This window comes from Enterococcus gilvus ATCC BAA-350, from assembly GCF_000407545.1.
In the GTDB taxonomy this organism is placed as follows: Bacteria; Bacillota; Bacilli; order Lactobacillales; family Enterococcaceae; genus Enterococcus_A; species Enterococcus_A gilvus.
The window spans coordinates 294380-307355 of the sequence record NZ_ASWH01000002.1 but is presented as its reverse complement, the minus strand read 5'-3'; the positions used below and the strand labels follow the sequence as shown (position 1 = coordinate 307355).

The window sequence follows — 12976 nt, the reverse complement described above, 5'->3', positions numbered from 1 at the left end:
ACAATCAAATAAATTACTTTAGCAAAACCAATCATTTTTTAGTTTGTCCCGTTTGTCGAAGGGGACAAATCTAATTGCGTGTGCAGAATTTTTTTCACGCGATCCACTTCTTCTTGCGGAATACTTTGATACGAGATGCCCTCTTCTCCTGTAAATCCATCCCCTGTGAACCCTTCCCCTTGAACCTGCTGACTGTCAATTTTGGTTAAGCAGGAATGATAATTCGTAAGGATCTTTTGCATTTGGTTGAAGGTCAAATCTGTTTTTCCGTTTTCCCCGATCCCATCAAAGATTTTTTGATAGTTGAAGAGGCTTTTCGTGGAGAGCATTTTTTGGATCAGCAACTCGATGACCTCCCGCTGTCTTCCCTGACGACCATAGTCTCCGGTGGGGTCTTCATACCGCATCCGTGAATATTGCAGGGCTTCCCAGCCATTCAAATGCTGTTTTCCCTTTGGATAATCGATGCCCTCTGCGGAAAAGGCAAATTTGTTGTTTACATCCACGCCGCCAACTGCATCGACCAGCGTCTGCATGCCATCCATATCTACCGACACATAGTGATGGATCGGGATATCTAAAAATTTCTCCACCGTGTCCATGATCATTTCTGGTCCGCCGATAGAATGCGCATGATTGATCTTATCTTCATAATCGGCACCCACGATCTCTACGTAGGCATCCCGAGGAATACTCACCAGCGTGGTTTCTTTTGTTTGATTGTTTAACGTAGCGACCATGATCGTGTTCGCTCGAAAGTCGGTTTTTCTTTTTGAGTCGTTGGCGATTCCTAGAATCAAAATACTCATCGGCTCCGAAGCTTCGGGTGTTTTCACCTTGCCTGTACGCGCAGTTGGTGAATACATGGAGTCCGCCATTTTTTGCGAACTGTGATACATCTTCATCGCAAAAACACTGACTCCTGAAACAAGAAGAACCAAAAGCGCGACACCGCTCAAGACGACTTTTTGCCAGGTTCCTCTTCTAGCACGTCCGCTGCGTGTCCGACGAACATCGGCAGTAATCTCAGGTTTACTTTGTAGATAAGGGTAAAGGACACCCGCCGTTCCAAAAGTAAGACCCGCTCCCAGTAGAAGTCCAGCAAGTACGTCACTGAAATAATGAACGCCCAGATAGATCCGTCCGCCTGCGATCGTGATCCCTAAGAAAATAAACCCTAATTTAATGAATCGCGGCAGCTTCTTTTCGTCAAATAAATACAATAGCGCGATGGTACTGATAAACGTCATGATCAATAACGAGTGACCACTTGGAAAGCTGTAGGAAGAGCGTGAGATGTATTGAAGCTGTTCTGGTCGTGAACGCTGGATCAGATGCTTTAGCACGTAACCTACACCACTAACGAAAATCAGATTGGCAAGAGACCAGATCGCCAGCTTTCTCTCGTTTTTTCGCCAAAAAAGAAACGCAAATCCGGCAATCAGCAGTAGCATCGGCCCAATCGTCGCAAGCTTAGAGAGCCCTCCGACACCTGCTGTTAAAAAAGAAATATTTGGTACTCGATGATCCATAAAAAAGTGATCTGCTTGTTTCAACCACTGTGCGCCGCTTGCGACTGACAAAGTCAGCAGGCTAACGAAGGCGAGCGCAGCTCCGCTAAATAGTAACATTTTTTTTCGCATAGTTTTCCTCGATTCTATGTTCGACCCTCGCTTGATCGAATACTTATTTTTCTTTGAAGCCCATCATGATTCCTAGGCCTAGGCCTAATACGATCAAGGATGTTCCTCCCTGACTCAAGATCGGCAACGGGATTCCTGTTAACGGCAAAATGCCGATCGCCGCACCGATATTTTCAAAAATTTGAAACAGCAAACCGAAGACAAATGCGACGGCAATGTAAAGATTGGCCTTGTTGTTTGTTTTGATCGCGGCGGAAAGGATCTGGTAAAACAAATAGAAATACAAAAAGATGACCAGCGTTCCGCCGAAGAAGCCAAAACCTTCACCAACAACCGTGAAGATCATGTCCGATTCGCGCACGGGAACGTAAACCGACGCTTGCTCAGCGCCGCGTCCGAACAAGCCGCCGGAGCCGATCGCATACAGACTCTGGACCTGCTGATACGCGATCGAGTCACGGTATTGAAAAGGATCGACCCAGGCACGCACACGATCCAATTGATAGGTTTTAAAATGCATAAAATAAAGCAGCTTGTTTCCCCACTCGCTAAATACCAACACCAGCAAGCCGCCGCCTAGCGCCGCACCGATTCCAGTAATCGTCGTCAGTATCTTCCAATGAACACCAGAAATCACAAACAGCGCACCCAGAATGGCGATAAACACCAGACTCGTTCCAAAATCTCGCTGCATAAACATCAGTAAGAATGTGGGCAAGCTGAATAGCAGAACTTTTCCGAGATACCTCAGATCTGTTTTTAATGTCCGATGCTTGCGATTCATCTCATCCACGATCGTCAAACGAACCATCAGCAAAATAAAACTCAGCTTCATCAGCTCCGAGGGCTGAAATGAAAAGCCGCCGAATCGCAGCCAGCGTTTGGTTCCCGTCACAGCGTACATCGCCGGATCATAAAACCAATACAGCAGCGCCATTACGCCAAGGGAAAGGACATAAAAAACAGGTGCATACTTCAATAGAAAGGAGGTGCTTATTTTACTGACTATTCCCATCGCTGCGAGCGAGATCAGGCAAAAAACAATCTGCTTGGTCACAACATTTTTCACATCTGCGCCATCTAGATCAGCCGCCAGCGATTGCACACCGACACTGATCAAATAGAACAAGAAAATCGGCAATAGCAGCGAATAATTACAGTCATTGCTTAATCGTTTGATCATTGACTCGAACCTCCGAAGAAAATTTTAGACAGACCCCCAAGGCCGCCGATAAAATCAAATAACTTGTTCCCCCGTAGCTGATAAACGGCAGCGGGACACCCGTCATAGGGATCAGCCCTAAGATACTGGCGATGTTGATACTGGTTTGCAGCAAAATCAACGCGCCGACCCCGAAGTAGATCAGACTGACTTGCTGGCTGACCTCTTTTGATGCCAATACGAACAACCTCAAAGCGATCAAAAAGAGCAGCGCGAGTACGAGAAGGCCGACGATCATTCCCAATTCTTCTACTAAGATCGAATACACGAAATCTGTCTCTGCAACGGGCAGATAGCCTTTTTTCGTGATACTATTTCCCAGCCCTCGTCCGAAAAGTCCACCGTTGTAGAGGGCATAATAGGAGTTGCTCATCTGAAATCCTTTTCCGTAAGGGTCTAAAAAGGGGTCTCTCACCAATCGGATACGGTCATAGGTGTGGGCGAACAATTCCGGCAATAAATGGTGACTCCCTAGGAAGAGAATGATGCCGCCGATCAACACGATCCCGGCGAAAATCGTTGCGAACACCATGACGGACAATTGATACGGCAGCTCCGCAGTGGTGATGATCACCAATGCAACACCCCAGATAATGATCGCTCCGGTAACCTTCGGCTGAAGCAGGATCAACAACCCGCTGAGCAGTACCAGCCCGCAAGGAACCAGCAGCTCCCGTTGGGTCCGTTTTACTCGGAAATAATAGGCCAAGTAAAGAATCAGCGCGACATTCGTTACCTCTGAAGGCTGAAACTGAATCCCCATCACGGAGACCCAGCGTTGGGCACCGTTGATGTTCACTCCGCTGATTTTCACCAGTATCAAACTGACAAGCCCTGCTGCCAGCAATCCCTTAGCCAACGTCCCCTTTACTAATACATTGCTTTTTACCCGATAAATGAAGGCGATCAGCAACCAGCTCAATCCCATAAAAATGGCTTGCTTGCTAAATAAGGACAGTGGATTCTGACCTTCCGCCATCAGCCGGTAGGAACTTGCGCTAAAAACCATTAAAAGACCGATCAGGCTTACTCCCAAATAGGGTAATAATAACAGCCAATCGATCTTTTTTCTCTTCATCATGTGCATCTCTCCCCTTCGTCAAGTAATTGTTTGAGACGAGAGAGCCCACAGTTAAATAACCTAAAAAAAGAGACACCAAACGTTAGTAGAAAAAAACTAACTAGTTTGGTGTCTCACACAATCAATCTCATCGTCTGAGTTTTAGCACTAAACAACGTAAAGAATTACTCTTAGCTATTTTATGAAAAGCCTTAATCCGACAATTCCTATTTTACACATTGGCGTCTTTCGACGTTTCTGCGCAATAGCCTGTGTTTGTTTAGGAGCCTCACCTAACAAGTTTACTTATATTCACTTTCACAATGAATACTACGTCCTTTATCTTTCGATAGCAAAAGTTTCCTTAGAAAATATCATTTTCTTATCATTTGCTTATAAAATCTTTTAAAAAAAATTTACTAGGCAACCGTTCCATTTTCTGGTATTAGGGAAATACCCTGTTTTAATCACGAAATGGTCAAAAATAACAAAGAGAAAGACAAAAGTTGAACGTTTTCTTTGTAATTAAATAGTTATTATTAACACGTTATAAATTAATTAAAAAAGAGTTACATTTGTGAAATCTATATTTATTTATGACGTTACACTATTACCTTTATCCTGAACTACTTTTTTATCCCTTATTCAACATACATAGACTTTTCTACGAATGGCACGAACGTCGTTACTTCAAGATGCAGCTTCAACAAGGATCAAATGCCTATTCAGTCGAAAAAAGCACCGGATATTTCTCCCTGAACGATTCAGATACCCGTGCTTTCATCGATTTTTTAATACAGAGCGGATCACTCACGAAAACGATCACCTAAACATCATATATAAAGGAGTTTTATTTTTGAAAAAGAATCTATATGTTTTAATGGCGAGTATGTTGGTCGCGGGACCAGCGCTAAGTTTCCCTATACAAAGCAATGCCGAAGCAACAGCCGCAACAAGCAGCGACTCTATCCCCACCCCTGCTAGTGAGCCTGTCTCTTCGACGCAAGCGTCACAGGCACTGCCTTCAACGCCGCCAGTGAGCAGCACGACTGCAACCACTCAAGCATCCGTACCAACAACGGCTTCTTCCAGCACAACGGATGCACCAGCCAGCACCACGAGTGATTCTCAGTCGACTTCGACTACAAGCACTACCTCAAGCACTCCTGAGACCCGGTCAGCCGATTTGACTACATGGATGCCGGACCCAGTGTTGCAGCAAATCGTCGCAAAAGCAGTCGGAAAAACGGTCGATACGTTGACCAAAGAAGACATGCCGAAGCTGACAACGCTGTATATTCAAAACGCGGATAGCGCGATCGCAACTCTTAGAGGGCTGGAATTAGCAACAAATCTGGACTCTTTTTATATGAACGCAAACAGTCAGATCAGTGATTTTTCATTGCTTGCTGCACTACCAAAATTAAGCCAAGTATATTTAATGGGTGCCAATGTCAACGATCAGAACGTACCGAATTTTGGAACAGGGATTACCCGTTTGAACCTTTCAGGAAGCAGTGTAACGGACAATGTCTACGATAAAATAACAAAAATGACAGGTCTGTTATCTTTGACCTTTGAGTCTAATATGAACATCACGACGATCAAACCAGCAACTGCCTTGCCTCAATTAAATGAGCTTCGAGTACAATTTTGCGGTATCACGGACTTCACGCCCATCAATCAAATGCCTGCACTGACTCAACTGGCCGCGTTCGGGCAGAATACAGGACGTAACGATCCGGCTACAGCGATCAATGCCAAGGAATTAAATTACGATGCTGAAAAGCAAACGGTCTACATTCCTTTTTCAATGATGCCGAACCGAATGACCAACTTTGATGGCTATGTTCCTCCGTTCAGTACATCAAACAGCGCGAGTCAAACCTATCTTGATTTCAATGGGACGCAACTGGCGAGCAGCCGTTTGGCAATAACAGATGAAGGGATAACCGTATCTGGGGTAACACAGGACGAATTCGATAACTTGCAGACCTTTGAATACAACGCGCGGTTGAACAATCCGGTCGGAAGCTATAAACAGCCGGAGCGCTTTACCTTCTACGCGATTTCATCAGGCACCTATTTGCACCAATTCACGATTCAGCATACTGCTGTTTCTCCTGGATTGACGGTCAACTATGTGGATGAAGACGGCGACGAGATCGCTCCTTCTCAAACAGTCGAAGGCAATGTGGGTGATCCCTACGATGTTACGACGGAAACGTACCAACCAGAGATTCCCGGCTATCTTTTAGATCAAGATCAGCTGCCAGCGAACGTCGTCGGCACATTGACCGCGGAAGCTCAGACAGTCACCTATATTTATCAACAAAATAAGGCGGTCCTGAAAACCCATGATTCTAAAATCTACGTTGGTGATCCATGGACAGCGAAGGACAACTTTGATGGCGGGACTGATACGTGGGGAAATCCTATCACTTTTGAGGACGTGACTTTCGAGGACAATGTCGATCCTTCCAAAGTCGGTCAGTACGAAGTCAAATATACCTATGACCGTGTACCCAATCGGATGTGGACCGGCGATTATGCTACTGCAACGGCAACTGTGACAGTCGTTGACCGCAGCAAAGAAGCTCAACCTGTCACGATCCGCTATGTCGATCCTGATGGAAAAGAGATCCATAAGAAGAAGGAACTTCATGGAACGATCGGTGAAGCCTTCGATGTTTCTGACAAAAAGTACCAACCTGCAATTCCAAACTATACATTGGATAACAAGCAGTTACCGAAAAACGCTAAAGGACTCTTCAGTGACAAAGCGCAGACTGTTACCTATGTGTATCAGCCCGTGACGACACCGACAACCACTACAAGCGACTCGTCTTCAGAGACGACTCCGCCTAGCACCACGACGGACACTAGCACGACAACTGAAACTAGCTCTAGCAGTCAGTCAAGTGGCAAGATTTCTGATTCCAGCAGCAGTACGAGTGGCGGAAATGGGACTCCGGCAGGAACATCCAGCACGCCTCCAAGCAATCGGGGCACGGCAAAACAAACCGATAAAAAACTGCCGCAAACAAACGAAAAAATAACCCCTGCTTATCTTTTAGCTGGGCTTGCCATTCTCAGCTTTGCTACAGGACTACTCATCGTTAGTCGAAAAAAAGTCAACTAAAACAAAAGCATCCTAGCCGATTTGGTTAGGATGCTTTTATTATTTTTCCTTCAATAGAAGGACGTTCTATAGAAAATGGGGCTCTGTGAAGGCGAACGATTTCTCAAACTACGAATCGCTCTCACGAAAGCGTCCTTTTCTCCTTACCCCTCTTGGATCTGCAGGCCTAGACCTGCGGCGATGGTCAATGCTTGGTAGCTGTTGACCTTCAGCCCCTTCAGTTGTTCCATTGAAAAAGCGATCTTGCTGAATTGGTTGGAGGTCAGATCCAAATCAGACAATTTCGTCCGCATCCAGTTGCTGTTGTCCAGATTATTAGTATCCAAAAATAAGTGCTTCCACGTGACTTCAAAAAATTCGCTGTCGGTCATCTGACAATTTTCAAAAGCGACATGTTTAAGATTTGTCCCGCTAAATGAACCAAAATTGATCACACAATCTTTGAAACGACAATCGCGCAAATAGCTTTCTGCAAAGTTGCAGCCGGTCAGTTTGCAGTTTTCAAAAACCACTTGATGAAAGCTGCCGCCGATCCATTCCAGATTTGAAAAATCGCAATTTTTAAACAGAACATTTCCCGCCTCGAAACGGGTCAGTTTCCCGCGCTGCATCGTAACCTTTTCTAAAATCGACCGTCGAATAACAAGGTTCTCACACGTTAAATAACTATAATCCACCTCGCTGCCATGGACCGCTTCGATGATGGCCTCATCTTCTAAATAAAAATCTGTTGAAAATGTCGCAGGTAAAATCGGGGCTGCCGGATCATGTTTACGCATACGCTCCCCCTCCGTTCCTTCATAATGCTTTTAGTTTCCCACATTCCTCCGCTTTTCTCTAGTCCCATTTGTATATTCTTTAAGAATGAGTGTTAAAAGAGCTTTTTATTTAGAAGAATGATAAAATTTAGCAATGAGGTGACCGTATGAACAATAAAATAAAAGAATGGCTCCCTGTAGTCATTATCATTGTGCTGATTTTTCTAGCCAGAATGTTTGTCTTTTCTCCAGTAAAAGTGGAAGGACATTCGATGGACCCAACGCTTCACGACAGTCAGCGCTTGATCACATCTAAAATATCCACGCTGAAACGTCAAGATATTATTACCACAAAAGAACCGGACAATCAGAATATCTATGTGGTCAAACGAATCATCGGTGTGCCTGGTGACCGTGTTTCGATGAAAAATAACGTCCTGACGATCAATGGCGAAGAAGTGCCTGAGCCTTATCTGGATGACTTTAAAGAAAAATTCAAAAAGGACAAGCTCGCTGAAGAATACTCCTACAGCACAGCCTTCCAAGAACAAGCCGCAAATGCCACCAGCTTTACCAACGATTTTGATGTGACGGTCCCCAACAATCAATATTTTGTTTTAGGGGATAATCGCTTGATTTCTAAAGACAGTCGGATCTTCGGCTTCGTGGACAAATCCTTGATTCAAGGAAAAGTCGTCTTACGCTTTTGGCCGTTAGACGAATTCAAACTATTTTAATCACATAAAAAAACAAGATCGTCGTACGCTCATACGGTGATCTTGTTTTTTTATACGCGCGTCGCCTGCTAACGGTACAAAATCAACTCGTTGAACAGATGACTCAATTTTTTTAAATCCTTTTCAGACAGTTGGGAGTGGGTGATGAGGTGCTTTTGCTTTTCCGACAACACCTGCTTATTTAACGGTGTCGTCGTAAGGATCATATCAGCGGCTTGAAGTTCTTCGATAAATTGAATTTGATACGTCTGATTGAATCGTGAACGAATCAACTGCTTCAGCATCCCTTCATAAAGCACATCAAAATCAGAGGAAAGATGAACCTTTATGAGTGGTCTGCAGCTATCAATCGGGAATGCTTCGAGACAAATCATCAAACAGCTATACCTCAGATACGAAGATTGTTCAGAAATAGGCAGCGTTTCTTTAAGCTCTTTCCAAAAGGCGACAAAGTTTTTCCAATATAACGGATTAACCTTTTTGATCATCGTAAAACTCAAAATATGTTTGGTGATCGAACGCAATTCGCTTTTCGTATTCGGTTCGATAAATACCTTTAGCAACTGATAACGATGGACCAACCGTGTGATGGTCGCAACAGATGCTGCTTCCGCAGGACCAAAATAGGTTTCTGAACATTCAAGGAATGTCTCTGGACTCAAATCTTCCGCTTTAATAAAATAACCTAATTTCTCTTCATCAAATACCAGGTCAAAGGGATAGATCCCTGTCACGTTCATAATCCCCACTAACGCATACCAATCGTTCTCATTCCAAAAAGGTAAAAAATCAGGCTTCTCTGGAATAGAAAAACTTTGCATCAACGCTTCTTTTTCAGGAGACATACAGAGCTGCTGCTTCTTCGCTATCCCAATAGAAAATAATTTCATCCATAAGGCAATTGAGCGAACATTGAGAGGATCATAGGGCTTTTCTAAATAAGCGACGACCCTTTCAGCTCCTTTTATGTAATGATCATAGTCTAAAAAGAACAAATTATTGCTTATTTCTCGATGCAGGCTCCAGAAAAAAAGATGAGAAAAGGAACGAATCAACAGCTCATCAGAATTAAATTTTATTCTATGGGAGCACGTAATATGTACTTGGAAAGGATTGATTTCTTTATTGATGGCTTTTATTTTTCTCTGCACTGTAGAAAAGCTGACATGATGCTCTTCACAGAAATCGTGGGTGGAAAACTCCCGATCCTGAATAACAGTCATTAAAATCAGATACGACAGATCCGTCTCAAAAATCGCCTTGTACAAGCTTTGTAAATTCGTGCTTTGTCGTTCCAACTGGTAAGAGCCTCTTTCAGGCGTCTCGATCCTAACAAAATAATCGTCATTTCCAGAGTCATTGCTGGCAATGTACATTAAATGCTTACACACATCGTTGATCGTGATCACATTACTTCTGCCAAGCTTTTTTTGGATTTTTTCCGCAGAGAGTGCTTCATCTGAGTTATCCAAAAGATTGATGATATCTCTCGCCAGCATGGTTCTATTGTCTAAACCGAACAACTAAAGGACCTTCTTTCATTCACTCGGATCGCTGAGTGCTTCTTTTCAATCAGTATCCACTCACTTTAATTAATTTTTTCCAATTCGTCTATATTTTTTTATTTATTTTATAAAAAAAAGACAAGAAAAATGCTTCCTGTCTTTATTTTTTATACCTCTTTTGTTTTATTCAGAAATGGCCGGGTGAACGATCGACTATTTTTTAAAGTGCATATTTGGATAGTTTTTAGCCAATCGATTCAAGTTGCGGCGTGTTAAATTCTTCGGACGCTCCTTGATCATTTTCAATACCTGTTCCCTGCTGGTAGAGGAGTGATGGTTGCTTATCAGATGCTTCAAGCGGAATTCCTTCACCGCGGCATTTTCTGGATCAGAGGTATCAATAACAGACGATACTTCCTTTTTTGTCGTTAGGGTGAAGATCAGTGTCGAAGCAACATCTGCCGCAAAGAGAGCCGCTAAAATGACAGGACCTAAATGGTTGGTCGCATCAATAAATTCCTGAATTCCATCCTGAATAACGGGATTGATTACCTTCATCAGAATCAGACAGCCGACACCCCAAAATAAAGAAACCGGTACAGCGACCCGCCCTTCAATATTCAGGGGCACTTTTGTGTAATCCCAAAGCTTCATTCCAAAGAACTTTTCTAACATCCAGCTCGTGATGAACTCGATAATCGTGACGATCACAACAATATTAAAGTATAAGTTCAACAGGGTCCCCGCGTTTTCAGGAACTAAAATCAGTACGGAAGCGACGCCGAAGCCATAGACTGGACAATAGGGCCCCAGTAAAAAGCCTCGATACACATAGTGCCTCGCTTTCAATGAACAATAGAAACTTTCCCAGAGCCAGCCAATCACTGAGTAAACTAAAAAAGTCATAAATAAGTGATCCATTCGATTCTTTCCCCCTCTTCTTCTATCTTAAAATAACTATAGCAAAAAAGTTGGAACTATAAAAAGATTTGCCTCTTATGGAGGATTGCGTGTGAACTTTAGACTTTTTGATCCACATCCCCCTCCACTGTCTCGACATTTGCAGACAGCGCCTTTAACTCATTTTTAAAAATAAAAAACCCTTCATCAGCGATGCGATGAAGGGTTTTAGGTTAGTGATCATTTGTCAAAATTTTCTTAGGTTTTAATAGTTCTACATGATGGATCTGTTCAATGGTCATATGTAAAACGCCTCGTTCCTCTTCGTCGAGGTAGATTTGCTCGTCTTTTTGACCGACGAGCTTTCCTACGAGATCATCTAAGTAATTTCCTTCGCTGTCGAGCGCCTCTAGCTGGATCGCCAAGCGTTTGTTTTGGAGAAAGCCTTGCTGCAAGGTCGCACCAATTTCCTCCACCGTCATTTGTTCTTTTTCACTGTTGATCCGACTGCGTGCCGCGGATTCCTTATTTAGTACCGCAGTATGGTCGGAAAGGTAAAACCCGATCCATTTCATCATCCCTCGGTCTTCATAGACCCGCTTGGCTTCCATAAAAAGCTGCTTCGCACTGTCTTCATCATAGATCATGGTTAATCCATTCCTTCCATTCCGCCAGCATGGCCGCCCACCAATCCGGCGCGCCGAATCGCGGTCGCCCCTTCATTCAATGAGTGGGCGCGTACGATCGACGTGAATTTGTAACGGTTGCGGATCTGGGCTATGACATCATCGATCTTCTCCTCTTTGATCGTCTGCAGCGGCTCTTCAAACAGATTCAGCTGCAAACTCCCAGCCGGTCGTAAAGATGAGACTGTAATAGAGATGTTCCGAACCTCTGAACGGTCCCAATATTTTTCAAACAGTGTCCGCGCGACTTGCGTCAGCTCCTTTGACTGGTTAGTAGGAGGGATTTTTACTTGATGATGGAACCCGCCTCGTTTCCCACTGCCAAAGTAGGCATAAGCAATCCCTAAATGGAGCGTGCCGCCCAATACCTCTTTTTTTCGCAGTCGCTGTGCGACCTGTTCACAGATTTCCGCCAATACCGTAAGAATGTCCCCTTTATGGGCATAATTCTTAGGCAGCACTTGGGAATTCCCAATGGATTTTTCCTTCTCAGGGTACAGGTCTTTTTGTGAAAGGACCGAACGATCAATGCCCCATGCATGCATGTAATGCTGCATACCCATCACACCAAAATGATTTTTTAAAATAAACGGATCCGTGTGGGCAAGGTCCCCCATCGTATAAAACCCCATCAGTTGATAGCGCCGTTCCATCCGCCGACCGATGCCGCAAAAGTCACTCAGACGAAGCGGCCAAATCTTTTCCGGTACATCTTGATACCGCCAATGAGCGAAGTGATCGTCTCTGTTTTTTGCTTCATTGTCCATCGCGATCTTTGCCAATAAGGGATTGTCTCCCATCCCTAACGAGGTATAGATGCCGATCTTATCAATGATCTCCTGTTGGATCATCCTGCCGACTTCCTCCGAACTTTTGCCGAATAATTTCCAGCTATGAGTCAAATCGCCAAATTGTTCATCAATGCTATATGTATGAATGTCTTCCTCTGCCATGTACTGCCGAAAAATCTCCTGGATACGCATATGGTATTGAATGTACAACGTCATCCGCGGCGGGACGACATGCAGGTCCGGGTGATTGGGAATCTCAAATCCACGACTGACATTGCTGATGCCTAATTTCTTTTTCGCCATCGGGCTCGCCGCTAACACAAGACCCGCATTCTCTCGATCGCCGCTCATCACGACGAGCATATCTTCCAATGGCTTCAATCCATGCTCGATACACTCCACACTGGCATAAAAACTTTTCGAGTCCATGCAAAAAACATCTCTGACCGGCTCTCCTTCGTAAATGTTACTCAACATATCCACCTCCAATGCAAACATATGTTCGATTTCAGTTTAAGTTTATTCTGGAATT

At 44.0% G+C, this 12976-nt stretch carries 10 protein-coding genes and 1 riboswitch; of the genes, 2 read left to right on the top strand and 8 right to left on the bottom strand.

Translation table 11 applies throughout. From position 1 onward, the window contains the following. Positions 1-38 precede the first annotated feature (38 nt). The 3 genes from I592_RS16470 to I592_RS16460 are packed head-to-tail and all read right to left on the bottom strand — an operon-like array spanning position 39 to position 3946. On the bottom strand, positions 39-1643 hold the full coding sequence (locus I592_RS16470) for a phosphatase PAP2/LCP family protein (RefSeq protein WP_010778545.1): 1605 nt from the start codon (positions 1641-1643) through the stop codon (positions 39-41). 43 nt (positions 1644-1686) lie between these two features. Beyond that, a complete protein-coding gene (locus tag I592_RS16465; protein ID WP_010778546.1) occupies positions 1687-2826 on the bottom strand; it encodes an FtsW/RodA/SpoVE family cell cycle protein in 1140 nt (379 codons plus the stop codon). Further along, the gene (locus I592_RS16460; RefSeq protein WP_010778547.1) at positions 2804-3946 is read right to left on the bottom strand and encodes an FtsW/RodA/SpoVE family cell cycle protein; all 1143 of its coding nucleotides are present in this window, start codon (positions 3944-3946) and stop codon (positions 2804-2806) included. Before I592_RS16460 ends, I592_RS16465 begins: the two co-directional genes overlap by 23 nt. Before the next feature lie 119 nt (positions 3947-4065). Next, positions 4066-4233, bottom strand: a riboswitch (M-box (ykoK) riboswitch). Positions 4234-4781: 548 nt separating this feature from the next. Here I592_RS16460 and I592_RS16455 point away from each other — a divergent pair. Next, entirely contained in the window at positions 4782-7067 is a 2286-nt protein-coding gene (locus tag I592_RS16455) for a MucBP domain-containing protein (RefSeq protein WP_010778548.1), read from the top strand. 143 nt (positions 7068-7210) lie between these two features. Here I592_RS16455 and I592_RS16450 read toward each other — a convergent pair whose 3' ends face one another. Continuing rightward, positions 7211-7846, bottom strand: a complete 636-nt coding sequence (locus I592_RS16450; RefSeq protein WP_010778549.1) for a pentapeptide repeat-containing protein — start codon at positions 7844-7846, stop codon at positions 7211-7213. Positions 7847-7992: 146 nt separating this feature from the next. Between I592_RS16450 and lepB the strand changes: the two genes are divergently transcribed. Further along, positions 7993-8562: a signal peptidase I gene (gene lepB, locus I592_RS16445; protein ID WP_010778550.1), complete on the top strand. Its 570-nt coding sequence runs from the start codon at positions 7993-7995 to the stop codon at positions 8560-8562. A 68-nt stretch (positions 8563-8630) separates the two neighbouring features. Here the strand turns inward: lepB and I592_RS16440 are convergent, their stop codons facing one another. The 4 genes from I592_RS16440 to I592_RS16425 form a co-directional block, all read right to left on the bottom strand. Next, positions 8631-10085, bottom strand: coding sequence for a helix-turn-helix domain-containing protein (locus I592_RS16440; RefSeq protein WP_010778551.1), 1455 nt, complete (start codon positions 10083-10085; stop codon positions 8631-8633). Between the two features lie 195 nt (positions 10086-10280). After that, the gene (locus tag I592_RS16435; protein ID WP_010778552.1) at positions 10281-10988 is read right to left on the bottom strand and encodes a putative ABC transporter permease; all 708 of its coding nucleotides are present in this window, start codon (positions 10986-10988) and stop codon (positions 10281-10283) included. Positions 10989-11200: 212 nt separating this feature from the next. After that, positions 11201-11614 (bottom strand): hypothetical protein, encoded by a 414-nt coding sequence (locus I592_RS16430; RefSeq protein ID WP_010778553.1) that lies wholly within the window; start codon positions 11612-11614, stop codon positions 11201-11203. Between the two features lie 2 nt (positions 11615-11616). After that, on the bottom strand, positions 11617-12921 hold the full coding sequence (locus tag I592_RS16425) for a Y-family DNA polymerase (RefSeq protein WP_010778554.1): 1305 nt from the start codon (positions 12919-12921) through the stop codon (positions 11617-11619). Between the last annotated feature and the right edge of the window lie 55 nt (positions 12922-12976).

What these genes read in the sequence shown, in the direction of transcription:
- I592_RS16470 (WP_010778545.1), bottom strand. Translation starts at nt 1,643, where the DNA reads ATGCGAAAAAAAATGTTACTATTTAGCGGAGCTGCGCTCGCCTTCGTT.
- I592_RS16465 (WP_010778546.1), bottom strand. Translation starts at nt 2,826, where the DNA reads ATGATCAAACGATTAAGCAATGACTGTAATTATTCGCTGCTATTGCCG.
- I592_RS16460 (WP_010778547.1), bottom strand. Translation starts at nt 3,946, where the DNA reads ATGATGAAGAGAAAAAAGATCGATTGGCTGTTATTATTACCCTATTTG.
- I592_RS16450 (WP_010778549.1), bottom strand. Translation starts at nt 7,846, where the DNA reads ATGCGTAAACATGATCCGGCAGCCCCGATTTTACCTGCGACATTTTCA.
- lepB (WP_010778550.1), top strand. Translation starts at nt 7,993, where the DNA reads ATGAACAATAAAATAAAAGAATGGCTCCCTGTAGTCATTATCATTGTG.
- I592_RS16435 (WP_010778552.1), bottom strand. Translation starts at nt 10,988, where the DNA reads ATGGATCACTTATTTATGACTTTTTTAGTTTACTCAGTGATTGGCTGG.
- I592_RS16430 (WP_010778553.1), bottom strand. Translation starts at nt 11,614, where the DNA reads ATGATCTATGATGAAGACAGTGCGAAGCAGCTTTTTATGGAAGCCAAG.
- I592_RS16425 (WP_010778554.1), bottom strand. Translation starts at nt 12,921, where the DNA reads ATGTTGAGTAACATTTACGAAGGAGAGCCGGTCAGAGATGTTTTTTGC.